The organism is Gordonia sp. (in: high G+C Gram-positive bacteria) (genome assembly GCF_012515855.1).
Taxonomy (GTDB): domain Bacteria; phylum Actinomycetota; class Actinomycetes; order Mycobacteriales; family Mycobacteriaceae; genus Gordonia.
Genome location: NZ_JAAYXO010000064.1, coordinates 1 through 22482, shown reverse-complemented (window position 1 = coordinate 22482; position 22482 = coordinate 1). Strand labels below are relative to the sequence as shown.

Here is a 22482-nt window from a genome sequence, read left to right as displayed (position 1 = left end):
CTTCGGCGTGCCCTCACCGATCTGGTACGCCGAGACGGCGAATGCCTCCCCACTGCGTGGGGAGGCATTCGCTATTCCAGAATCGGTGTCATCGCAGAATCGAGGTCAGCGGACGGCGTGCGCGGCGGCCACCAGGTTCTTCAGCGCCTGCGTGACTTCCTCGGTCGTTCGAGTCTTGAGACCGCAGTCGGGGTTGACCCACAGCCGGTCGGCAGGGATCGCGGCGAGGGCCTCCCGCAGCGAAGCGGTGACCTCGTCGGTGTCCGGAACGCGCGGCGAATGGATGTCGTACACCCCCGGGCCCACCTCGTTGGCGAAGCCGATTCCGTTGAGGTCGGCCAGCACTTCCATATGCGAACGGGCGGCTTCGATCGAGGTCACATCCGCGTCCAGCTCCGCGATCGCTCCGATCACCTCACCGAACTCCGAGTAGCACAGGTGCGTGTGGATCTGGGTCGCGTCCACAACGCCCGACGTCGACAGACGGAATGCAGTGACCGCCCACTCCAGGTACGACTCACGGTCGGCAGCGCGGAGCGGCAGCAGTTCTCGCAGTGCGGGTTCGTCGACCTGGATGATCGCCGCACCCGACTGCTCAAGGTCGACGGTCTCGTCGCGAATGGCCAGCGCGATCTGGTTGGCGGTGTCGGCGAGCGGCTGGTCGTCGCGAACGAACGACCACGCCAGGATCGTCACCGGGCCGGTCAGCATGCCCTTGACCGGCTTGCCGGTCAGCGCCTGCGCGTAGGCGATCCAGTCGACGGTCATCGGGACGCGGCGCACCACGTCTCCGAACAGGATCGGCGGGCGCACACACCGCGATCCGTACGACTGAACCCATCCGTTCACCGTGGCGAAGAAGCCGTCGAGCTGTTCGGCGAAGTACTGCACCATGTCGTTGCGTTCGGGCTCGCCGTGGACCAGCACATCCAGACCCACCTCCTCCTGCAGGGCGATCACGTCGGCGATCTCGGCCTGCATGCGGCGGACGTACTCGGCGTCGTCGATCGCCCCGGTCCGCAGTGCCTGGCGAGCCTTGCGGATATCGGTGGTCTGGGGGTACGAGCCGATGGTGGTCGTGGCGAGCGAGGGCAGGTTCAACGCTGCCCGCTGCACGTCCCGACGCACAGCGGAGTCGGTACGCGTCCAGTCTGCCTCGGTCAGGCCTGCCACCCGTTCACTGACAGCCTCGACGTGCAGGCGCGGGTCGGTGACCCGGGTAGCCAGCGCAGCGGCCGCCGTATCGAAAGTTTCCGCCTGGTCGGCTCGCCCGTTGGCGTAGGCACGCGCCAACGCCACGACCTCCGCGTGCTTCTGCGCCGCGAACGCGAGCCAACCGCGCAGCGCGTCGTCGAGTCCGTCTTCGCCGTCCAGCGTGTAGGGAACGTGGAGGGTGGAGCACGAGGTCGACACGACGAGCGTCCCGACGCGGCCGCGGAGCTCTTCGAGGGCAGTCAGCGCCCGGTCGAGGTCGGTACGCCACACATTGCGGCCGTCGACGATGCCGGCGACAACCACCTTCCCTGACAGGTCGGCTGCTTCGACGCCGGTGAGGCCGCCGGCGACGAGATCGATGCCGAGGGCTTCCACGCCGGTCCCCGCGAGCGCAGGCAGGCAGTCGCCCGCATCGCCGAAGTAGGTCTGGACGAGGATCTGCGGACGTTCACCGATCGCTGACAGCGTCCGGTACACCCGCGCCGCAAGCCCGGGCAGTTCGTCGACGGTGTCGGTGACCAGGATCGGTTCGTCGATCTGAACCCACGCCGCACCGGCTCGCGCGAGACGCCCGAGGAGGTCGGCGTACAGCGTGACCACCTCGTCGATGCGCTCCAGCGGAGCGGCGGCGCCGTCGACGGCCTTCGACAAGGCCAAGAAGGTGATGGGCCCCACGATCACCGGTCGACCGTCGACTCCGTCGGCGGCGGCCTCGGCGAGTTCCGCGAGCACCTTGGTGGCATCGAGCGCGAAGGTCGTGTCGGGTCCGATCTCCGGAACGATGTAGTGATAGTTGGTGTCGAACCACTTCGTCATCTCAAGCGGCGCGACACCATCGGCGCCGCGGGCGGCGGCGAAGTACCGGTCCAGCGGGTCGGCGATCGCAGCTACTCGCGGCGGGAGCGCGCCGAGCATCACCGCGGTGTCCAGGACCTGGTCGTAGTACGAAAACGTGTTGACGGGCACGGCGTCGATGCCTGCCTCCGTCAGCGTGCGACGGCCCGTCGCACGGAGTTGGACGGCGACGGCTTCCAGCGCCGCACGGTCGGAACGGCCGGACCAGTAGGCCTCGACTGCTCGTTTGAGCTCCCGGTTCGCACCGATACGGGCAATGCCCGGGACGGTCGCGGTGAACAGCGGGGCGATCGGTGTCGTCGAATCGACGGACATGTACTTCTCTCCTGCAAACAGTGTCGACGGTCGTCGCCTGTCCAGGGTCATGCACACAGCGGGTCGAGTCGCGGCGTGCACGAATCGACCTCGAATGGCATCGCCCTGATCCACGAGGCGGACAACCACCGGGCGCGGCGCACCCGGTACACCAGGCAGGTCTTCGGGCTCATCGGCGTGCGCTGCGCGCTCCTACTGGCCGTCGCTTCCCAGGCCGCCGATGGCGGCCCAGTGCATGTGACGGCGGTCGTTCCAACATACCGCTGCGGGTCAGCTCCGGATTCTCACCGGATTCCCTCTTTCGACGCGTGCTCCGGCATTCGGGCACGCGAACCTGTTGCGAGGCCCAGTCTAGCGACGGCCCCGCCGACGACGTACTCGCTGACGTGGCGTGGGTTTTATTCTTGCTCGATCACGGCATCGGTACCTCGGCCCGCGCCGCGAGCACCGCGGCTTGGACGCGCGACTGCACGCCGAGCTTCATCAGCACCCTCGAGACGTGGGTCTTCACCGTCGCCTCACCGATCTGCAGGCGCTTCGCGATCTGCGCGTTGGACCATCCGGCGCCCAGCCCGCCCAGGACCTCCCGTTCCCGATCGGTGAGATCGTCGAGGTCCGGCCGAGCGGTGGCAGGGCGTGCCCGAATCGTGTCGACCACCACCCGCGTCACCGCGGGGTCGAGCACGGCGTCTCCCTCTGCGACGCGACGAACCCCGGCCACCAACTCCGTACCCGAGGCCGACTTGAGCAGAAATCCGCTCGCGCCCGCCGACAATGCGCCGAGTACGTAATCGTCGAGGTCGAAGGTGGTCAGCACCAGCACCTTCGCGTCGGTGTCGGCCAGCACCTCGACCGTCGCGGCGATACCGTCGAGCTGCGGCATCCGCACATCCATGACCACCACGTCGGGCCGCAACCGCTTCGCCGCGCGCACGGCTTCGGCGCCGTCGCCCGCTTCGCCGACCACGCTGATCGCACCCGATGCTTCCAGAACCAGGCGCAGCCCTTCCCGAACCGCGGCGTGATCGTCGGCCAGGACCACGCGAATCCGACTCACGACGGCACCGCAGGAACCTGTGCGACAACCACCCAGGTGTCGTCGACCCGACCCGCCGAGGCGGTACCACCGACGCTCTCCGCACGGATCCTCATGTTGCGCACTCCCTTTCCGTCGATGACGACGTCCGTCGCGCCGACGTCGATGAGTCCGTTGACGACGGTCAGGTCGGCGACGACACCGTCCGTCGTCAGAGTCACCGACACCGGCTGCCCGGCAGCGTGCCGGGTGGCATTCGTCAGCGCCTCTCCCGCGATACGCGTCAGCACCGTCTCGGCCACCGTCGTCAACGGGTCCGGCCGTCCGGTGATCGACACCGCGCACCCGACCGACCGCGCCGCTTCCACCAGCGGAGCCAGTGAACTCCATCGGACGGTCACCGCCTCGTCTCCGTCGCCGGCGAGGACATCGATCATCGCACGCAGTTCGACGAGTGCCGCCAGACTGTTGGCGCGCATCGAGGCGACGATCGGGGTCGGATCCGGGACCTCGCGCGCCGCCTCGGCCAGAATCGCGATCGCCGAGACATGACCGGCGACGGTGTCGTGAAGTTCCCGCGATACCCGACGACGTTCCTGCGCCAGCGCCGCGGCGTGCTCGGCTTGGGCCGCACTCTGCTCCGCCCTGGTCGCCCGCAGCGTCGCGTGCACCGACTGGGCGTACCCGAGCGGTGAGATCAGGAAGGCCACCCCCAACAGTCCCGCGAGGACACCGGCACGCGGATCCACCACGATCGCGACCACCACAGCGCCGCCGAAGGTCACCGCGAAGCACCCGGTTCCGACCGCACGACGCAGGCGCGACGACCCTATCGTCATCACCACGAACAGCACGTCGGTGAACGAGATCCACAGTGGTAGCGAGATTCCCGACGGAAAGTCCAGGGCGAGCGCGACGAGCATCACCGTCAGCGCGAGCAGCGGCCTACGCGGAGCGACGAGCTGCAGCGCCAACGCGCCGAGCAGGATCAGCACCATTACCGCCGCGGTATGGCCGCCCCAGTCAGGCAGCAGTGTGAACGCACCGCTGACCCACAGCAGCACGCCGACGATGAGCGTGCCCACCGACGACACCGCGGTGGCTGAGAGCTTGGGTATCGAGGTCATCGGATCCCACTACAGCACACCGTGCCCCGGCCCGGATCCGCCGAAAAGGTGACTTCTTCCGACCGGTCGGCGGATGTGCGTGCCCATCTCAGGCGAGAACCTGAAACCATGGACCACCTCAGCGACCCCGTACTCTTCACCATTCTCGGCTGCGAGATCGGTTTCTGGATCCTCGTTCTCGGCGGGCTGACACTGCGCTATCTGCTCCACGCCGACCGCGTCTCGACCATCGTGCTGGCTGCCGTGCCGCTCCTCGACCTGGCGTTGCTGGTGGCGGTGGCACTCGATCTGTACCGCGGCGGCGACATCGGGTTCGCCCATCGGCTCGCCCCGATCTATCTCGGGGTCACCGTCGCCTTCGGGCGCCGCCTGATCGCGTGGACCGATGTCCGGTTCGCCCACTGGTTCGCCGACGGACCCCCACCGAAACCGATCCCGAAACGCGGCCCGATCCGCATGCGACACGAGTTCGCAGACTTCGCGCGCTGGTTGGCCGCCGCGGCCATCGCCGCCTCGGTGACCCTGGCCCTGGGCTACGGCGTGGCCGACGTCGCGCAGCGAACCGAACTCTTCGCCGGCTTCCAGACGCTCGGGATCATCACCGCGCTCTGGCTGCTGACCGGCCCGGTCTGGTACGCGGGCTCGTCTCGGAGCGCCGCCGATGCGTGAACTCGGACGCGGGTGATGCCCCGGGTTGCGGTGAACCGCGGGACGGTCACTGCTGCGCGGCGAACCGCTCGACCGCACGAGTCCGACCGGCGACGATCAGCACGTCGCCCTCCGCGAGAACAGTGTCGAGGTCGGCGAAGTCGAACGACCCGCCGACGTGTTGCACCGCGACGATCGTGACGTCGTATCGGCTGCGGACCCGGCTCGACTTGAGATCGATGCCGACCAGTTCGCCCGGTGTCGGTGCCTTCGCCATCGCGAAGCTGTGGTCGAACTCGACGTAGTCGAGCATCCGGGTGCCAAGCACCAGATGAGCGACCCGCTCACCCATGTCGTGCTCGGGCAGGACGACGTGGTGCGCGCCGACCCGCTCGAGGATGCGGCCGTGCTGTCGTGACGTCGCCTTGACCCACACGTTCCGAATCCCGAGCTCGACGAGCACCGACGTGGTCAACACACTCGACTCCAGATCGGAACCGATGCCGACCACGACGTGATCGAAGGCGTCCAGGCCGAGTTGCTTCAGAGCAACCGGATCCGTGGAGTCGACGACCGCGATATTGGTGAAGTCGTCAGCGTAGCGCTGCACGATGTCGGGGTTCCGATCGAGTCCGAGCACATCGACGCTCTCGCTCATCAATTCGGCGTCCAGGGAGGCGCCGAACCGACCGAGACCGATCACTGCCACGCTCGTGTCGTGCGATTGGGATTTGCGTCGTTTAGCCGACAATGGGTCGCTCCTCCGGTAGTTCGAATCGTCGGGCGCGGTCGCGGACTGCCAGCGCCGAGGCAAGGGTGATCGGTCCGAGTCGGCCGAGCAGCATCAGGACGATCAAGATGAGCTGTCCCGCATCGGGGATATCCGCGGTGATCCCCGTCGACAAGCCGACGGTCGCGAACGCCGACACCGATTCGAACAGGACCTGGTCGAGATTGAAGTCGGTCAGAAAGAGCAGGGCGAACGTCGCCGCCATGACGGCGCCCACCGCGAGTAGCACGACGGTGATGGCCTGCCGCTGCACGTCCTGGCCGAGGCGGCGGCCCATCGCGTGCACGCTGGGCTCGCCGCGGATCTCGCTCAGGATCACGTAACCCAGGACGGCGAAGGTGGCCACTTTGATACCGCCGGCGGTGCCCGCGCTGCCGCCGCCGATGAACATCAGTACATCGGTGATGAGCAGCGATCCCTCGGACATCTGTCCGATGTCGATGCTGTTGAACCCCGCGGTGCGCGGTGACAGACCGGCGAAGAGCCCGCCGAGCAGCTTGTCGTGCACCGAGAGCGGGCCGAGCGTCCCGGGATTGGTCCACTCCGAGACGGTCAGCGCGACCACACCGACGACTGCCAGCGCCGCATACGTGATGAGGGTGATTCGCAGGTGCAGTGAGAACCGCCACCTCGGGCGGGCACGTGCCGCGGCTGTGGCCATCGTCTGTCGCCAGGCGCGTGCCAGTTCGAACAGCACCGGAAATCCAAGACTGCCGGTCACCAGGGCAGCGCTGATCGGCACGATGATCCACGGGTCGCCCACGAAGGACATCAGGTTGTCGGAGTACAGGGCGAAGCCCGCGTTGTTGAACGCCGAGACGGCGTGAAAGACACCGAGATAGATCGCCCGCGGCCCGGATTCGTCGTACGACGTCCAGAATCGGAGGGCGAGCACGCAGCGACGATCGCCTCGATCGCGAGGCTGGTACCCATGATGCGGAGCACCAGGCCGCGGCCATCACTGAACTGGATCGACTTGGTCTCCGCCTGCACCGCGAGCTGCATCCGCATGCCGACGCGGCGGGCGACGACGATGCCCAGCATCGTCGCCAGGGTCATCACGCCGAGGCCGCCGATCTGGATGAGCGCGAGGATGACGATCTCGCCGAACCGCGACCAGTGTTCAGCGGTGTCGACGACCGCGAGTCCGGTCACGCACGTCGCCGAGGTGGCCGTGAACAACGCAGTGATCACGCCTGTCGCCGATCCGTCGGCGGACGACACCGGTAGCATCAGCAGTCCGGTGCTGACAACGATCACGGCCACGAAACCCACTGCCATCAGGCGCGCCGGGCGCAGCAACGGAATTCGCATCGACAACGCCTGGGGCATCAATTCTTTCTCCTCGCGGGCAGTGGGATCCGCAGGGGACCGCCGACGCAGTCTCCTCAGGCGTCAGAGATTACGCCCGCATGCCCCGGTTCCCCATCCCAGCCCGCGGCGGTCTCGATGCGCTCCTTCGTCGCTCACTCGACCAACGGGCAACACAGCAGTCTCGATGCGCTCCTTCGCCACTCACTCGACCAACGGGCAACGCGGCAGTCTCGATGCGCGCCTTCGCCACTCACTCGACCACGGGCAACGCGGCGGCCGACGGACGAAAGTGGAGGTGCTTACGACTGCCAGACCGGGTCTCGCTTGGCGAGGAAGGCCGACATCCCCTCCTGGGCGTCGCAGGTCATCGCGTTCTCGGCCATCACCTCGGTCATCGCCGCATACGCCCCGGGTTCGGTGCGGTCGATCTGGTCGTAGAACGCGCGCTTGCCGATGGCGAGGGTGTCGCCGCTGAACTGGCCGATCCGACCGGCGAGTTCGGCGACCGTCGCGTCGAGGCGGTCGGCGGGAACCGCCGAGTTGATCAGGCCCCAGTCGGCGGCGGTCGGCGCGTCGATCATGTCGCCGGTGAGGAGCATGTGCATCGCCCGCTTGCGTCCGACAGCCCGACTGAGCGCGACCATCGGCGTGGAGCAGAACAGCCCGATCCGCACGCCGGGAGTGGAGAAACGAGCGGTGTCGGCGGCGACGGCGAGGTCGCACGTCGCGACCAACTGACAGCCCGCAGCCAGCGCCATACCCTGGACCTGCGCGATCACCGGCTGTCGTACCTCGTGCACCGCGGTCATCAACGCGGTGCAGGCGGCGAAGATCTCCCGCTCGTCGTCGAGCGTGCGCTCCACCATCTCCGAGAGATCGTGGCCCGCCGAGAACGCGGGACCGTGGGCCTTGATCACGATCACCCGGACAGCGGGGTCGTCGGAGAACAGGCGCAGCGCCTCGGTGGCGGCGCGCATGGTCGCCAGCGACAGCGGGTTGCGGCGGTCGGCGTCGTCGAGGGTCAGAACGCCGATCGAGTTCTCAATGGATGCGGAGACGGTAGCGGTGGTCATGCCGCCATTGTCGCCGACCGGAAGGATTCGCGGGCTACTTCGTCAGGGCCGCGAGCACTCGGTCGGCGTGGACGTTCATGTTGATCTCCGAGGCGATCACGTCGGCGACGACACCGTCCGCGCCGATCGCGAAGGTCACCCGCTTGGTCGGCATCCCCGCCGCGCCGAACAGCGAACCGCGGCGCACACCGTAGGCCGCCGCGACGGTGCCGTCGACGTCGGCGAGGAGCGGGTAGTCCAGGGTGTGCTTCTGCGTCCAACTCTGCTGCTTGGCGAAGTCGTCGCGGCTGATGCCGACGCGCTGCACCCCGGCGGCGGCGAACTCGGCCGCCAGGTCCCGGAAGTGGCACGCCTCCTTGGTGCACCCGGGCGTGAACGCCGCCGGGTAGAAGAACAGCGCGACGGGCCCGTCGGCCAACAACTCCGACAGTCGTCGGGTCTCGCCGGTCTGGTCGGGAAGCTCGAAATCCGGTGCGGTGTCGCCGATCTTCATGCCTCGCAGCCTACGCCCCAGCGCCACTTCTGCAGCGCCACTTCCCCAGCGCCACTTCCCCACGGGCGGTGCGCGACTGTCAGACGAGACCGGCGTCGCGCATAGTGATGGCCACCTGAACGCGGTTGGTGGCGTCGAGCTTGTGGAAGATCCGTGAGATGTGCGCCTTCACGGTGGCAATCGACATGAACAGTTCGGCAGCGATTCCGGCATTCGACTCGCCGCGCGCCAGACACACGGCGACCTCGAGTTCGCGTTCGGTGAGCGCAGCGACGGCCTCCCGAGCCTCCAGACCGTGACGGTTGTCATGGCCGTCGACCACCTGTTTGATCAGTGCCGCCGTCACCGACGGGCTCAGTGCGGGTTCGCCGCCGAGCACGCGGCCGACCGACGCGACGATTTCCGCCGGGGGTGTGTCTTTGAGCAGGAAACCGTCGGCGCCCACCGCCAGCGCACGGACCACGTAGTCGTCGGCGTCGAAGGTCGTCAACACGATCACCGACGGCGGATTCGGCAGCGCCTTGAATGCGTCGGTGGCGTCGATGCCATCCATCACCGGCATCCGCAGGTCCATCAGCACCAGGTCGACAGGTGCTGCGGCGTGGAGGCGAAGCGCTTCGCGACCGTCACCGGCTTCGGCGACCACCTCCAGCGTCGGGTCGCCGCCCACCAGTAGTCGCAGCCCGGATCGGACCAGCGGGTCGTCGTCGACGATCATCAACCTGGCGCTCATGACTGCCACGGTAGCCACACCCGAAGGACGAATCGTTCGTCGGCCGTCAAATGCGTCGACTGTCGTCCGCCGCTCAGCTCGACTCTCTCGGCCAAGCCGACCAGGCCGAAACCCGATTCAGGCGCTGCTGCGGCCCGCCGGTCGCCGACCGCCATCGGATTGCTGACGACCAGATCGACGCCGCCCTGGTCGGATCCGCCGGAGATCCGCACCTGCACCGCGGTGGCCGGCGCATGCTTGCGCGCATTGGTGAGGCCCTCCTGAACGCAGCGATACAGCGTGCGACCGAGAACGTCGGGGATCCCCTCGAGATCGACATCCCGCGTGTACCGCAGCTTCATCCCGTACCCGCGGTTCTCCTCGACCAGCCCGTCGATGTCCACCGCCCGCGCCTGCGGGGACTCCGGTTCGGCGTCCCCGGGGCCCTCGCGCAGCACGCCGAGGAGCTCGCGCAACTCGGTGAGTGCGGTGGCCGACATCGCTTCGATGGTCTGCACTGCCTGGCGCACCTGATCGGGAGGCAGGTCGTCGCGGAACGTCAACGCGCCCGCGTACATGTGGATGGTGGAGATCCGGTGTGCCAGGACGTCGTGCATCTCGCGGGCGATGCGTCCGCGCTCGGCGATCTGTGCGTGCTGCACCCGTGCCTCCTGCTCGGCTTCGGCCACTTTGGCGCGGGAACGCCACGAGGCGAGCAGTTCGCGGCGGGATCCGATGTAGAGGCCCCACGCGACCAACAGCATGATCATCACCGCGGTGATGGCGAGATCCATCAGTGTCGCTTCCGGCTCATCGGGTGGCTGCCACAGGGCCGATCCGAGTGAGCACGCCACCGCCAGCAGCCCGACCGGTACCACTTCGCGCCACCGGCGGCGCGTCGCCAACGAGACCACCGAGAGCATCGCGGGCCCGGCTGCCGACACCGACACCAGCGAGACGAGCTGCGTCGCCACTGCCACGACCACCGGGAACCGCCGGCGGTAATGGACGACGACCAGCGACGCCAGCCCCAACCCCAGGTCGGCGAAGAACCACCAGCGCGCGTGGTCCCACTGATATCCGGCGCGCGATCCCCAGACGACGCCGGAGACCAGCAGCACCACGGCCAATCGCCAGAGATGGCTACGCCAGGTCAGCGGCGGTTGATAGTCCTCGGGTTGCACAGGAATCACGGTAGCCCGACCACTGTCACCACGGCTTCCGTCCCGAGTCGGTGCGACCCCCTACTTTCGGCCTACCCGGATCCGCCCGCGGGCGGATGCGGGGCGTCACGATGTCCAGCAGAATTGCTACTCATGATCACCGTTGAGCACCTCACGAAGAGATACGGCGAGTACACCGCCGTCAACGACGTCTCGTTCGCCTGCAAGCCCGGTCGGGTGACCGGGTTCCTGGGACCGAACGGCGCCGGCAAGTCGACCACCATGCGCATCATCGCCGGGCTGACCCCGCCCACCTCCGGTTCGGCGACCATCGGCGGCGTGCCGTACCGCCAGATCCCGAACCCGGCCACGCAAGTCGGCGTCCTCCTCGACGCCTCGGCACAGCACGCCGGCCGCACCGGAGCCGAGATCCTCCGACTCTCGGCCATGACAATGGGGCTGGATCCGAAACGGGTCGACGACGTCCTGGACTGGGTGAGCCTCACACCCGAGGAAGCGAGCCGCCGGGTCCGCAACTACTCGTTGGGCATGCGCCAACGGCTCGGCATCGCGAACGCCCTGCTGGCCAACCCCAAGATCCTCATGCTCGACGAGCCGGTGAACGGCCTCGACCCGGCGGGCATCCACTGGATGCGCACGCTGTTGCGCGAGTACGCCGACCGCGGCGGAACCGTTCTGCTGTCCAGCCACCTGCTCCACGAGATCGAGATCATCGCCGACGACTTGATCGTGATCGGCCAGGGACGCATCGTGGCGCAGGGCACCAAGGAGGAGCTGCTGGCGGGCACCGGCGCGCGCGTCAAGTCCGGCGACGACGCCGCGCTGGGGCACGCCCTCGCAGCGCAGGGCCTGGTCGCACATCAGGCGGCCGACGGCGGCTTCCACGTCGAAGCCGGTCCCGAGCACGTCGGCCGGATCGCCCTCGACAGCGGCATCGCTCTGGTGGAACTGCGCCAGGGCGACAACACCGGCCTGGAGGCGATGTTCCTGCAACTCACCGAACAGACCCAGCGCGAGCAGCCCGTCAACCAGGGAGCCTTCCAATGACCGCCACCTACGCCGCCGTCGACACGACCGCCGCGCCCATCCCCCTCGGTCGCCTGGTGCGAGTCGAGATGCGCAAGCTGGTCGACACCCGGGCCGGCTTCTGGCTCATCGCCTCGATGGGCCTGATCGCCGTTCTCGTCATGGTCATCATGCTGATCATCGCCTCTGTGTCCTCGCCGACCTCCGGCGACGCCAACATCGGTTTCGCCGACTTCTTCGGCTTGATGAACACGCCCACCGGCTTCCTGCTGCCGGTGATGGCGATCCTGCTGGTGACCTCCGAATGGAGCCAGCGGGGCGCCCTCGCGACCTTCACCATGGAGCCCCGCCGCGAACGCGTGGTGATCGCCAAACTGATCACCTCGCTGGTCGCCGCGCTCGCCGCGGTGGCGGTGGCGCTGATCGTCGGTGCCGTCGGCAACGTGATCGCCGGGTTGATCCTCGACGATCCCGCGGGCTCGTGGTCCATGCCGATCTCGTTCCTGACCGGTGCCACCCTCCTGCAGATCGCCGGTCTGCTGCTGGGCTTCGGCTTCGCGGCGCTGTTCCTGAACACGCCCGCCGCAATCGTCGCGTACTTCATCCTGCCGTCGGCCATCGGTCTGGTACTGGAACTGATCCCGGCCCTGAAGGAGCACGACATCGCACTGTGGATCAGTCCGAACAGTTCCGGTGCACTGATGTCCGAGACGTGGCCGGACAGCACGCAGTGGTCGCAGTTCCTGGTCTCGCACCTGATCTGGATCGGCATCCCGATGGTCTTCGGAATCCGGCGGATCATGCGCGCAGAAGTCAAGTAGCGCAGAGTTCAACCAGCAGAGCCTGCGAGCCGGTAGCGGCCGTCGTCCTCCGGGCCGGCGGCCGCTCCGCGTTCGACCAGTTCGTCCAGATGCAGCCGCAGCATCGCCAACTCCACCGGCCCGGCATACCAGGGCGCGGTCTCGACGCGGTAGATGATCCCGCGTCCGGTGAGTTCCTCCGCGCTCCGCGATCCGGTCGCCAGGAGGTCCAGGAGGCGACCCTCGCGGGCGTCGAGCGCCGCCGCATGGCTGGCGAGATCGGCGAGGAACTCCTCGCGCTCGAAATACGGCCCCTTGTGGTGATACGAGGCGATGACCTCAGCGCCGACCTCGGTCACCGCGGCCAGCGTCGCTCGGGTGTCGGCCAGGCTCGAGCCGACGTCGCTGTACATCGGGCCGAAGGTCGAGAGATCGACGTCGGCGATGTAGAAGACGCCGTCGGGCTCGATGAGGAAACCGCAGTGACCGGCCGTGTGTCCGGGCAGCGGAACCACGGTGACGCGAACGCCGCCACCGACGTCGAACACCGCGTCGTCGCCGAAGGTCCCGATGTCGGGCATCGGGTTCCACCCGTACTCCCGCCGAAAGTCGGCCTCCCACTCGCCTTCCGGCAGGCCACCCGCTCCGCGAAAGCTCTCCCACGAGGCAAGGACCGGGGCGTCCCGCTGATGAATGGCGACCGACGTCGCCCGCGCGGCGGCGTCGACGGTGTGGTCCTCGTGGAAGTGGCTGAGCAGCAGCAGGTCTGCCGGCGGCGCATCGATCTGCAGCCCAGAGTCGAGGAGCACGGTGGTGGTGCCCGCGGTGACGGTCAAGGGATTGCCGAACGGCACCCGACCGCCGTTGGGGCCGGCCCACCGGGTGACATGCGGACTCAGTTCCCGTTGCTCCACGCTCATGACTCCATCATGCCGGTCGACGTCGGATAGGCTGCAGGTCATGGATGTACTACGCCACGTCATAGTTCTGTTCCACATCATCGGTTTCGCGATCACCTTCGGTGCCTGGGCGGCCGAGGCCGTCGCCCGACGGTTCCAGTTCACCCGGACCATGGATTACGGCCTGGTGCTCTCGCTGATCACCGGTGTCATTCTGTCGGCGCCGTTCCCCGCCGACTACGAGCCGAACTACCCGAAGATCGGCGTCAAGCTGATTCTCCTGGTGATCATGGGCGCGATCCTCGGCATGGGCGGCGCCAAGCAGCGCAAGTCCGGCCAGCCGGTCCCCCGCGGGCTGTTCATCGCCCTGGGCGTGCTGTCGGCAGCCACGGCAGCCGTCGCCGTTCTCTGGTAACAGTCACCGAACCACTTCGCGGTGCCCGGCATCGAGCCGACGGGTCCAGCCCTTCCCGTCGAGGTGCTCGAGGAGCGGAATCGCCACACGGCGCGACGTTCCCAGCGCCTGCCGGGCCTGCGAGGTGGTGAACGGCTGCGGTAGTCGCGCCAACTCGCGCATCGCTCGCGCCGGAGCCTTAGGCTGCACCACCACCCCGTCGGCCAGCCGAAGCAGTCGACCGACGCGTTCGGCCGCGGCCAGCTCGCGCGTCCCGAGTTTCAACTCCGCGAGATCGTCCGCCTCGGGCGCCATGAACGGCTGCTCGGCCAGACGGCGTTCCAATTCCACCACCCCGCGCTCGGCGGGCCCCAGATTCTGTCGCTGCTCCGGCAGGAACAGCAGCCCGCCCGACGACGTGACCCCCGCACCGTCGATCACCCGGTGCATCAGGGCCCCATCGGGCAGCTCCAGCAGCCCTCGGGCCGCGCCGTCGGTGAGCCCGGCCGCCAGCGGATCTCGTTCGTGGAGATCGACCACGGCACCGCGCAGACGCATCTGCCATCCGTGCATCACCCCCGGCGCCAGCCACCACTCGTCGAACACCTCCACATCGGCGGGCACCGTCGCGGTGTCGACCCCCAATTCCGCGAGTCGGTCGCGGCGCACCGCTGTTCGCCGGGCGACCTCCGCAGCCGCACCGCCGCTGCCGTCGTCGAGCCCGGCCAGCGACTGACCCCGGCGAGCACCGTCGCCGCGGCGCCGCAGATCCGGCGGATCGACGTCGAGGACGGCAACGCCCCCGACGATGCGCCCGGCGCCCGGATCGCGCAGCACCAGGCGATCGTCGCGGCGCAGCGGCAGTTCCCGCGACAGGGTGAGGCGGAAATGGTCACGGTCGAGCATCCGTGCCCGCGCAGGCGCCGCCGCGGTCCCTACGTGAACGGTGAGCCATTCCGGAACATCGCCGTCGCCGGTCACTCGGCGAACATCCACGACGGCGGTCGTGGGCCACGGACCGGCGGCGAGCAGGGCGTCGCCGCGATGGATCTCGTCGTGCGCGATGCCGCGGAGGTTCACTGCGACGCGACTCACCGGCTCGGCCCGGTCGGCGCTGCGACCGTGACTCTGCAGGCCGCGCACGGTGACCTCCCGGCGACCGTTGCGGCCGAACAGTTCCAGCCGATCACCGGGGTGCAGGCTGCCCGCGGTGAGCGTTCCGGTGACGACGGTCCCGGCGCCGGTGATGGTGAACGAACGGTCGACCCACAGCCGCACCTGTCCGTCGTCTGCCGCTGTCGAGTCCGCGAGGACCTCGTCGAGCACCTGGCGGAGCCGGTCCAGTCCGGTCCCCTCCATTGCCGACACCGCGACCACGGGGGCAGCGGCGAGTCCGGTCCCCGCCAACTCGGCGCGCACCTGCTCAGTCACTTCCGCGATCCGGTCGGCGGTCGCGCGGTCGGCACGACTGATCACGACCACCCCGTGGTCGACACCCCACGCCGCCAATGCGTCTCGGTGATCCGACGACTGTTCGCGCCATCCCTCGTCTGCGGCCACCACGAAGCAGACCACGGGCGCCGGGCCGAGTCCGGCGAGCATGTTGGGCAGGAACCGTTCGTGTCCGGGGACGTCGACGAAACCGACCTCCCGCCCAGACGGGAGCACCGTCCACACGAAACCGAGGTCGATGGTGAGTCCGCGCCGCCGTTCGTCGGCCCAGCGGTCGGGCTCCATCCCGGTCAGCGCTTTGACCAGGGTCGACTTACCGTGGTCGACGTGTCCGGCGGTGGCGACGACGAACATCGGTCACTGCCCCGCCAGTGCCGCGCGCACGGCGTCGGCGACGCGGGCGTCGTCGTTCTCGGGGATGCAGCGCAGGTCGATGAGGGTGGCGCCGTCGTGCACGCGAGCGAGGATCGCGGGGGTCCCCAGTCGCAGCGGGCGTGCCACCGATTCGGGCAGGCGAACGGCGAATCCCGGCAGCGGCACCCCGGGCGCGCCCCCGCCGCCGACGCGACCGTCGTGGGCGACCACCGCGCCGCCGACCGCGGCGGCGAGGGTCTCGGCGCGAGCCTCGAGGCGCTGCGGGTCGGCGTGCAGGGCGGCGGCGACCGGAGGGATCGGGCCGGCCACCGTGGCTTCCAACGCGGCCAGCGCCAGCTTGTCGATCCGGACCGCGCGGGCCAGCGGATGCTTGGCCAGGCGTTGGACATACTCGGTGCGCCCCAGGATGATCCCCGCCTGCGGACCGCCGAGGAGTTTGTCGCCGCTGGCGGTGGTGAGGTCGGCGCCGTCGCGCAGGGTGGTTGCGGCGTCGGGCTCGTCGGGCAGGGTCGAGTCGGGCGCCAGCAGTCCACTGCCCAGATCCACCACCAGCGGCACGCTCCGGGATCGGGCGAGCTCGCCCAGGTGCCGCACGTCGACGCCGGCGGTGAACCCGCTGACGCGGAAGTTGCTGGGATGCACCTTCAGCAGGCAGCCGGTGTCGGGACCGATCGCGTCGGCGTAGTCGGCGAGATGGGTGCGGTTGGTGGTGCCGACCTCGCGGAGTCGGGCGCCCGTCGAGGCGATCAGGTCGGGCAGCCGGAATCCGGCGCCGATCTCGACGAGTTCGCCGCGCGAGACGATCACCTCGCGACCGGCGGCCAGGGCGGTGGTCGCCAGGACCAGCGCCGCGGCGCCGTTGTTGACCGCCAGGGCGTCCTCAGCCGCCGGGCACGCACTCAGCAACGCAGCCCGCGTCCCGGTGCCGCGCTTGCTCCGGACGCCGGTGTCGAGGTCCAGCTCGACGTCAACGTAGCCCGCCGCATCGGCGATGGCCGCAACGGCCGCGTCGCTGAGCGGGGCGCGCCCGAGATTTGTGTGGACGATGACACCGGTGGCGTTCAGCACCGGGGTCTGCGTCGACGGCCGTGTCGAGTCCAGCGCGGAAACCACTGCGGCGGCGACCTCTTCGGGGGCCAGTTCGCCCCGACGTGCCCGGCCGGTGACCGCTTTGACGACATCGACCACGGCGGCCTCGGCCAGCCGCGATCGAGCCTGCGCCACCTCGTCGAGCGCGAGGAGGGCGTCGGTCCGCGGGATGGCACGTCGCGGATCGTCCTGTGCCGCAGGCTGACTCACAGCTGCTCCTCGTAGACCTCGACGACCGGAACGTTGGCGGAGACGGACGGGAATCGAACCCGCCAGACCGAGGTACTCGGCCTCACCGGTTTTGAAGACCGGGGAGCCCACCAGGTGCCCAGACGCCTCCGCTCACCAAGATAGCCGTCTATTCTCAGGCCTGTGACACAGGTTGACGCGACACCCGCCAAACGACTGACCGATTACGCACACGGCGGCGGCTGCTCGTGCAAGATTCCCGCGGGGGAACTCGAGGACGCCGTCCGGGGCCTGACCGGGCAGAACTCCCCCGATGTTCTGGTGGGCCTCGACGACGGCGACGACGCCGCAGCCGTGCGGATCGCCGACGGGACGGCCGTGCTCTCGACCGCCGACTTCTTTCCGCCGGTGGTCGACTCCGCCTACGACTGGGGCGCCATCGCCGCGGCCAACGCGCTCTCGGACATCTATGCGATGGGCGGCCGCCCGGTGGTCGCGATCAACCTAGTCGGCTGGCCGCGCAGTGAACTGCCGATGGAGTTGATGACCGAGGTGCTCCGCGGCGGCCTCGACATCGGCACGCAGGCCGGCTGCCCGGTGATCGGCGGACACACCATCGACGACCCGGAGCCTAAGTACGGCATGGCCGTGACCGGCATCGCCGACCCCGATCGCCTGCTGCGCAACGACGCGGCGGAGGCCGGCCTGCCGATTTCCCTCACCAAGCCGATCGGCGTTGGTCTGCTGAACAATCGGCACAAAGTGACCGGTGAGCGGTTCGAGCACGCGATCGCGTCGATGACCACGCTGAACCGCGACGCCGCCGACGCCGCCCTCGCGGCGGGCGCGCGGGCCGCGACCGATGTGACGGGCTTCGGTCTGCTGGGTCACCTGTACAAGATGTGTCGCGCCTCGGGCATCGGCGCGGTGCTCGAGGCGTCCGCCGTGCCCGAGATCGACGGGGCACGGCAGACGTTGAACGACGGCTTCATCCCCGGCGGGACGCGCCGCAACCTCGACTGGGTCCGACCACACCTGCAGATCGGCTCAGGGGTCGGCGAGAACGACTTGCTGATGCTGGCCGACGCCCAGACCTCCGGCGGCCTGCTGGTGATCGGTGAGGTCCCGGGCTATCCGGTGATCGGCTACACCGAGGTCGTGGAGCGTCCCGGCATTACGATCCGGTGATCGAGTCGTCGACGATGCCCGCGGCCCGCCGGGCTGCGAGCCTGCGCTTCTGCGGTTCGATGGTGTAGCGCGGGTCCTTCGCCGAATCCAGACCCGCGTGGAAGACGCCGAAGCGGGTGCACGCCGAGGCCGCCACCAGGGCCGCCCCGGACAGCGCGGCGAGCGCGCGCTTGCCACGGCCCTCACGACCACCGCTGACCAGGGCTCCGACGCCCCCGGCGACGGCGAGCGCCTCCGCTGTGCGGAGGTAGGCGCCCGGCTTGCCCTGATGCAGCGGCTCGGCTGCCACCGGATCCATCCGCGACTCCATGAGCCGGGTGGCGGCGAGGTCGCCGATCACACCGAGCACAGCGAGGTTGCGCGCCGGTCCCGCCTCCCGTGCGGGCGTGGTGACCAGGGCCAGCCCGCCCGCCGCGAGACTCGCGGAGCTCACGAAGACGAACGGCAGATCTCGATGCATCGCATGCCACGTCGGCATCGCGGTGTCGCCGAGCAACACCGCAGTGTAGGCCGCCAGCGGTGCTCCGAGCGCAGCCGCGCCGAAACCGGCGGGCGTCTCCACTGCGCGCAGGATCGGACGCAGCGGCCCCAGTGGCAGCCGGTCGTCGAGCATGCGGTCCACTTCGCCGGCCGCGGCCACGCCGATCGTCCCGCTGAAGCTGACGAGGATCCAGGAGCCGACGCTCATCGGCGAGGTGACCTTGAAGGTCCGCAGCATGTGCAGAAAGCGTTCGGGGCGGCCGAGATCGGCCATCAGCGCCACCGCTCCGGCACCGGCGGCGCCGAGCCCTGCCAGCCGCGCGTTGCGGCGCAAGGCCTGGTGTCCGGTCAGCTGGGCGCCCGCGGCGAGCAGTCCGGATCCACCGGCGATGCCGCCGAGGACCAGGTACGCGGCGACCTCGGTCTCCCAGGGCGGCGCCTTGACCACCGGATGTCCGTAGTAGCCCCGCTCGTCGAGATGCTCCACCTGCGCCTGCGGCACCATGAGGTCGTCGCCGCCACGACGGTTTCCACCGCCCTTGCGCTTGCCCTTGCGGGGCGGACGCGGCGGTCGGAACTGGTCGAAGTCCGAGCTCGTCATCGACGACCTCCGCGGCCGGTGCGCGACCCGAGGAACGAGACGGCAGCCGCAGCCACCATGCCTGCGACGGCCACACCCGCGCGCCGATACATGCTCGGCAGGTCCGCGGTGCACACCCGCGGATCGGGCGGCAGGCCATAGACCTCGGGTTCGTCGAGCAGCAGGAACACCGAGCCGGTGCCGCCGACGCCGTCGTTGGGGTTGGCGCCGTACAGTCGCGCCTCGGTCATGCCCTCGGCGTGCAGCTGCGCCACCCGCTCGTGCGCCTTCTCCACCATGTCCTCCCGCGTACCGAAGGAGATCGACGTGGTGGGACAGGTCTGGGCGCACGCGGGCGTCTGGTCGTCGCGCAGGCGGTCGTAGCAGAGGGTGCACTTCTGGGCGATCCCCCGGTTCGGGACCTCCGGCTGCTCGCCCTTGCGTTCGCCCTCGCGGGTGGTCGGGGCCACGGTGCCGTCGCTGCGGCGTTCCACGACGCCGAACGGGCACCCGGCGACACAGGTGCCGCAGCCGTTGCAGACGTCGGCCTGCACCACCACCGTGCCGAACTCCGTGCGCATCATCGCGCCCGTCGGGCACACGTCGAGGCACCCGGCGTGGGTGCAGTGCTTGCACACGTCCGAGGACATCAGCCAGCGGAACTCGGGGGTGTCGGGCGGGGTGAGATCTGCGGGTTCGGCGACCGGCGCACCGGCCTCCGCGCCGCGGATCTGCGGCATGCCCAGCGACACCAGTTCGGCACCTGATGTGCGTGCCTGCTCGATGCGGTCGGCGTCCTGTTCGATGAACGCGACGTGGCGCCAGGTGCTGGCTCCGAGCGAGACCGAGTTGTCGTACGACATGCCGGTGAACTCGAGGTCGCCGTCGCGCGGGTTGTGATTCCACTCCTTGCACGCCACCTCGCAGGCCTTGCAGCCGATGCAGATCGAGGTGTCGGTGAAGAACCCGCGTCGATCCTCGTGGGGGTGCCAGTGGGCGTCGGCGCTCGGGTCGCTCGGCCCGGTCAGCTGACCCATCAATCCTCCTCGTGCGGCGTGCGTTTCGGTACGTCTGTCTCGACCGTAGCCCCGGCACGACGTTGGTACTCGAGCACCAGCGCGTTGAGCGCGGCACCGCGCGGTCGTCTGCCTGCCACCACCGCACACGAGCCGACCTTCGACTCCTGGATGTACACGTTGGGATCCATCGCCACGCCGACGAGGTCGTTGGCGGCGTCGCCGGTGACGACCGCGTCGCTGCCCACACCCCAGTGGTAAGGCAGGCCCACCTGGTGGACCACCGCGCCGTTGATCTCCAGCGGCTTCATCCGGTCGGTCACCAGGACACGCGACTCGATGGCGCCGCGCGGGGAGATGATGGTCGCCCAGCCCTCGTTCTCCAGGCCGCACTCCGCTGCCAGCTCCGGCGAGACCTCGCAGAACATCTCCGGCTGCAACTCCGACAGGTACGGCGACCACCGACTCATGCCGCCCGCCGTGTGATGCTCGGTGAGCCGGTACGTGGTGAACACGTACGGGTACACGTCGGCGCCCGGCTGCCCGGCGCTGGGCGCGCCGAGGTTGTCGGCCCGCGGAATCGTCAGTCGGGTCGGCGCCTGCTGCTGATCCGGGTACAGCGCGTTTCGGACCGGCGACTCCTGCGCCTCGTAGTGCGTCGGGAGCGGCCCGTCCACCAGACCGGTCGGCGCGAACAGCCAGCCCTTGCCGTCCGGCTTCATGATGAAGGCGTCGTCGCCCGCGATCGCGTCGGCGCCCACGGCGCCGGGCTCCGGCACCGATCCCGGCGCGCAGTCGATCGGGAAGTCCGGCACGTCGTCGCCGGTCCAGCGGCCCGCGTCGGCGTCCCACCAGACATACTTCTTGCGTTCACTCCAGGGCGTGCCGTCCGGTGCGGCCGAGGCCCGGTTGTAGAGGATCCGGCGGTCGGCGGGCCACACCCAGCCCCACTCGCTCTGGCTGACCCCGTCGCCGCCGTTCGGCACGCGGCGCGCGGACTTGTTGACACCGCCGGCGTACACGCCGGTGTAGATCCAGCAGCCGGCGATGGTGGATCCGTCAGCCTTGAGCTGCATGTACGTGTCGAGCGGCTGCCCGGCGTCGGGCCCATCGACGTAGCGGCCGTTGATCTCGGCGAGCACCGCCTCCGGTTCCACGTCGCCGTGCTCGTCGAGCGGGTAGTCCCACGTCAGGTCCTGCAGCGGCTTGTCTCGCGGATCGGTGGACTCGGCGACCCGTTCGCGGATGCGACGCCCGAGGTCGTAGTAGAAGTCCAGTTCGCTCTGCGCGTCTCCCGGCGGCGCCACGGCCTGATGGCGCCACTGCAGCATGCGCTGCGTCTGGGTGAACGAGCCGGCCTTCTCCACGTGCGTGGCCGCGGGCAAGAAGAAGACCTCGGTCGCGATGTCTTCGGTCTTCAACTCGCCCGAAGCGATCTCCGGCCCCTCCTTCCACCAGTTGGCGGATTCGATCATGTTGAGGTCGCGGACCACCAGCCACTTGAGCTTCGACATCGCCATCCGCTGCTGACGCGCGTTGGCCGAGCCGACGGCCGGGTTCTGACCGACGATGAAGTACCCGTCGACGTTGCCCTCGAGCATCTCGACGACGGTCTGGTACGTGCCCGCCGGGCCGTTCAGTCGCGGCAGGTAGTCGTAGCACCAGTCGTTCTCGGCCGTCGCGGCGTCGCCCCACCAGGCCTTGAGCAGGCTGACCGTGTACTCCTCGGCGTACTGCCAGTAGCCCTTGCCGGTGGTCGGACGCACCGCGGCGAGATAGCCGGCGAACGTCTCGTGCTTGCCGACCGACGGCATCGGCAGATAGCCGGGCAGCAGGTCGAACAGCGTCGGAATGTCGGTGCAGCCCTGGATGCTGGCGTGCCCGCGCAGCGCCATGATGCCGCCGCCGGGACGACCGACGTTGCCGAGCAGCAGTTGCAGAACGCTCGCGGTGCGGATCACCTGTGCGCCCATCGTGTGCTGGGTCCACCCGGTGGCGTAGCCGAAGCAGCCGGTCCGCTCGGGACCGGAGTTGTCGGCCAGGGCGCGGGCCAGATACTCGAACTCGACCTCGGCGATGCCGCACATCTGCGAGACCATCTCCGCGGTGTAGCGGGCGTAGTGCCGCTTCAACACCTGGAACACCGTGCGCGGGTCTTGCAGCGTCTCGTCGCGCAGCGGACCGTTCTCGTCCTCGGCGTACTGCCAGGTGCTCTGGTCGTAGGTTCCGGTC

The 22482-nt window shown here is 69.1% G+C and carries 21 protein-coding genes, 1 tRNA gene and 1 riboswitch; of the genes, 5 read left to right on the top strand and 17 right to left on the bottom strand.

Annotated elements, in window-relative coordinates; genetic code table 11:
• Positions 1-105: 105 nt before the first annotated feature.
• The 3 genes from metE to GX543_RS04375 all read right to left on the bottom strand — a co-directional run bounded on the left by metE (position 106) and on the right by GX543_RS04375 (position 4548).
• The gene (metE, locus tag GX543_RS04385) at positions 106-2385 is read right to left on the bottom strand and encodes a 5-methyltetrahydropteroyltriglutamate--homocysteine S-methyltransferase (protein ID WP_290850062.1); all 2280 of its coding nucleotides are present in this window, start codon (positions 2383-2385) and stop codon (positions 106-108) included.
• A gap of 136 nt (positions 2386-2521) precedes the next feature.
• Positions 2522-2738, bottom strand: a riboswitch (cobalamin riboswitch).
• 59 nt (positions 2739-2797) lie between these two features.
• Positions 2798-3442, bottom strand: a complete 645-nt coding sequence (locus GX543_RS04380; RefSeq protein WP_290850061.1) for a response regulator transcription factor — start codon at positions 3440-3442, stop codon at positions 2798-2800.
• Positions 3439-4548 carry a histidine kinase gene (locus GX543_RS04375; protein ID WP_290850059.1) on the bottom strand — a complete coding sequence of 370 codons (1110 nt, stop codon included), beginning with the start codon at positions 4546-4548 and terminating at the stop codon, positions 3439-3441. Before GX543_RS04375 ends, GX543_RS04380 begins: the two co-directional genes overlap by 4 nt.
• Positions 4549-4656: 108 nt before the next feature.
• Between GX543_RS04375 and GX543_RS04370 the strand changes: the two genes are divergently transcribed.
• Complete coding sequence (locus tag GX543_RS04370) at positions 4657-5217, top strand: hypothetical protein (RefSeq protein ID WP_290850057.1); 561 nt, start codon at positions 4657-4659, stop codon at positions 5215-5217.
• Positions 5218-5263: 46 nt separating this feature from the next.
• Here GX543_RS04370 and GX543_RS04365 read toward each other — a convergent pair whose 3' ends face one another.
• The 7 genes from GX543_RS04365 to GX543_RS04340 all read right to left on the bottom strand — a co-directional run bounded on the left by GX543_RS04365 (position 5264) and on the right by GX543_RS04340 (position 10762).
• Positions 5264-5905 carry a TrkA family potassium uptake protein gene (locus tag GX543_RS04365; protein WP_290850056.1) on the bottom strand — a complete coding sequence of 214 codons (642 nt, stop codon included), beginning with the start codon at positions 5903-5905 and terminating at the stop codon, positions 5264-5266.
• Positions 5906-5936: 31 nt separating this feature from the next.
• Positions 5937-6830: a potassium transporter TrkG gene (locus tag GX543_RS04360; protein WP_366929052.1), complete on the bottom strand. Its 894-nt coding sequence runs from the start codon at positions 6828-6830 to the stop codon at positions 5937-5939.
• Positions 6758-7318 carry a potassium transporter TrkG gene (locus GX543_RS18775; protein WP_366929051.1) on the bottom strand — a complete coding sequence of 187 codons (561 nt, stop codon included), beginning with the start codon at positions 7316-7318 and terminating at the stop codon, positions 6758-6760. The genes GX543_RS04360 and GX543_RS18775 overlap by 73 nt, the downstream gene beginning before the upstream one ends.
• A gap of 281 nt (positions 7319-7599) precedes the next feature.
• Positions 7600-8373, bottom strand: a complete 774-nt coding sequence (locus GX543_RS04355) for an enoyl-CoA hydratase (protein WP_290850055.1) — start codon at positions 8371-8373, stop codon at positions 7600-7602.
• A 34-nt stretch (positions 8374-8407) separates the two neighbouring features.
• The gene (locus tag GX543_RS04350; RefSeq protein WP_290850054.1) at positions 8408-8866 is read right to left on the bottom strand and encodes a peroxiredoxin; all 459 of its coding nucleotides are present in this window, start codon (positions 8864-8866) and stop codon (positions 8408-8410) included.
• 79 nt (positions 8867-8945) lie between these two features.
• Positions 8946-9599, bottom strand: a complete 654-nt coding sequence (locus GX543_RS04345) for a response regulator transcription factor (RefSeq protein ID WP_290850052.1) — start codon at positions 9597-9599, stop codon at positions 8946-8948.
• On the bottom strand, positions 9596-10762 hold the full coding sequence (locus GX543_RS04340; protein WP_290850050.1) for a histidine kinase: 1167 nt from the start codon (positions 10760-10762) through the stop codon (positions 9596-9598). Before GX543_RS04340 ends, GX543_RS04345 begins: the two co-directional genes overlap by 4 nt.
• Positions 10763-10894: 132 nt before the next feature.
• Between GX543_RS04340 and GX543_RS04335 the strand changes: the two genes are divergently transcribed.
• Both GX543_RS04335 and GX543_RS04330 read left to right on the top strand, forming a co-directional pair.
• Positions 10895-11809, top strand: coding sequence for an ATP-binding cassette domain-containing protein (locus tag GX543_RS04335; protein ID WP_290850049.1), 915 nt, complete (start codon positions 10895-10897; stop codon positions 11807-11809).
• On the top strand, positions 11806-12609 hold the full coding sequence (locus GX543_RS04330; RefSeq protein ID WP_290850048.1) for an ABC transporter permease subunit: 804 nt from the start codon (positions 11806-11808) through the stop codon (positions 12607-12609). Before GX543_RS04335 ends, GX543_RS04330 begins: the two co-directional genes overlap by 4 nt.
• A gap of 8 nt (positions 12610-12617) precedes the next feature.
• Here the strand turns inward: GX543_RS04330 and GX543_RS04325 are convergent, their stop codons facing one another.
• Positions 12618-13508, bottom strand: coding sequence for a hypothetical protein (locus GX543_RS04325; RefSeq protein WP_290850046.1), 891 nt, complete (start codon positions 13506-13508; stop codon positions 12618-12620).
• Between the two features lie 40 nt (positions 13509-13548).
• Between GX543_RS04325 and GX543_RS04320 the strand changes: the two genes are divergently transcribed.
• On the top strand, positions 13549-13902 hold the full coding sequence (locus GX543_RS04320) for a Fe-S protein (RefSeq protein WP_290850045.1): 354 nt from the start codon (positions 13549-13551) through the stop codon (positions 13900-13902).
• A gap of 3 nt (positions 13903-13905) precedes the next feature.
• Here the strand turns inward: GX543_RS04320 and selB are convergent, their stop codons facing one another.
• The 3 genes from selB to GX543_RS04305 all read right to left on the bottom strand — a co-directional run bounded on the left by selB (position 13906) and on the right by GX543_RS04305 (position 17137).
• The gene (gene selB, locus GX543_RS04315; protein ID WP_290850043.1) at positions 13906-15687 is read right to left on the bottom strand and encodes a selenocysteine-specific translation elongation factor; all 1782 of its coding nucleotides are present in this window, start codon (positions 15685-15687) and stop codon (positions 13906-13908) included.
• Positions 15688-15690: 3 nt separating this feature from the next.
• The gene (gene selA, locus GX543_RS04310) at positions 15691-17007 is read right to left on the bottom strand and encodes an L-seryl-tRNA(Sec) selenium transferase (protein WP_290850042.1); all 1317 of its coding nucleotides are present in this window, start codon (positions 17005-17007) and stop codon (positions 15691-15693) included.
• A 34-nt stretch (positions 17008-17041) separates the two neighbouring features.
• A tRNA-Sec gene (locus GX543_RS04305) sits at positions 17042-17137 on the bottom strand.
• A gap of 32 nt (positions 17138-17169) precedes the next feature.
• Here GX543_RS04305 and selD point away from each other — a divergent pair.
• The gene (selD, locus tag GX543_RS04300; protein ID WP_290850041.1) at positions 17170-18174 is read left to right on the top strand and encodes a selenide, water dikinase SelD; all 1005 of its coding nucleotides are present in this window, start codon (positions 17170-17172) and stop codon (positions 18172-18174) included.
• Here selD and nrfD read toward each other — a convergent pair.
• From nrfD to GX543_RS04285, 3 genes are all read right to left on the bottom strand, one after another.
• Positions 18161-19255 carry an NrfD/PsrC family molybdoenzyme membrane anchor subunit gene (nrfD, locus tag GX543_RS04295; RefSeq protein ID WP_290850039.1) on the bottom strand — a complete coding sequence of 365 codons (1095 nt, stop codon included), beginning with the start codon at positions 19253-19255 and terminating at the stop codon, positions 18161-18163. The two genes, selD and nrfD, sit on opposite strands and share 14 nt — an antisense overlap.
• Entirely contained in the window at positions 19252-20271 is a 1020-nt protein-coding gene (locus tag GX543_RS04290; protein ID WP_290850038.1) for a 4Fe-4S dicluster domain-containing protein, read from the bottom strand. The genes nrfD and GX543_RS04290 overlap by 4 nt, the downstream gene beginning before the upstream one ends.
• Positions 20271-22482: molybdopterin dinucleotide binding domain-containing protein (locus GX543_RS04285; RefSeq protein ID WP_290850036.1), on the bottom strand; the 2212-nt coding region annotated here is incomplete at its 5' end. The genes GX543_RS04285 and GX543_RS04290, both read right to left, overlap by 1 nt.

What these genes read in the sequence shown, in the direction of transcription:
- GX543_RS04330 (WP_290850048.1), top strand. Translation starts at nt 11,806, where the DNA reads ATGACCGCCACCTACGCCGCCGTCGACACGACCGCCGCGCCCATCCCC.
- GX543_RS04335 (WP_290850049.1), top strand. Translation starts at nt 10,895, where the DNA reads ATGATCACCGTTGAGCACCTCACGAAGAGATACGGCGAGTACACCGCC.
- GX543_RS04355 (WP_290850055.1), bottom strand. Translation starts at nt 8,373, where the DNA reads ATGACCACCGCTACCGTCTCCGCATCCATTGAGAACTCGATCGGCGTT.
- selB (WP_290850043.1), bottom strand. Translation starts at nt 15,687, where the DNA reads ATGTTCGTCGTCGCCACCGCCGGACACGTCGACCACGGTAAGTCGACC.
- GX543_RS04375 (WP_290850059.1), bottom strand. Translation starts at nt 4,548, where the DNA reads ATGACCTCGATACCCAAGCTCTCAGCCACCGCGGTGTCGTCGGTGGGC.
- GX543_RS18775 (WP_366929051.1), bottom strand. Translation starts at nt 7,318, where the DNA reads ATGCCCCAGGCGTTGTCGATGCGAATTCCGTTGCTGCGCCCGGCGCGC.
- GX543_RS04350 (WP_290850054.1), bottom strand. Translation starts at nt 8,866, where the DNA reads ATGAAGATCGGCGACACCGCACCGGATTTCGAGCTTCCCGACCAGACC.
- GX543_RS04370 (WP_290850057.1), top strand. Translation starts at nt 4,657, where the DNA reads ATGGACCACCTCAGCGACCCCGTACTCTTCACCATTCTCGGCTGCGAG.
- GX543_RS04325 (WP_290850046.1), bottom strand. Translation starts at nt 13,508, where the DNA reads ATGAGCGTGGAGCAACGGGAACTGAGTCCGCATGTCACCCGGTGGGCC.
- GX543_RS04320 (WP_290850045.1), top strand. Translation starts at nt 13,549, where the DNA reads ATGGATGTACTACGCCACGTCATAGTTCTGTTCCACATCATCGGTTTC.
- GX543_RS04345 (WP_290850052.1), bottom strand. Translation starts at nt 9,599, where the DNA reads ATGAGCGCCAGGTTGATGATCGTCGACGACGACCCGCTGGTCCGATCC.
- GX543_RS04290 (WP_290850038.1), bottom strand. Translation starts at nt 20,271, where the DNA reads ATGGGTCAGCTGACCGGGCCGAGCGACCCGAGCGCCGACGCCCACTGG.
- nrfD (WP_290850039.1), bottom strand. Translation starts at nt 19,255, where the DNA reads ATGACGAGCTCGGACTTCGACCAGTTCCGACCGCCGCGTCCGCCCCGC.
- metE (WP_290850062.1), bottom strand. Translation starts at nt 2,385, where the DNA reads ATGTCCGTCGATTCGACGACACCGATCGCCCCGCTGTTCACCGCGACC.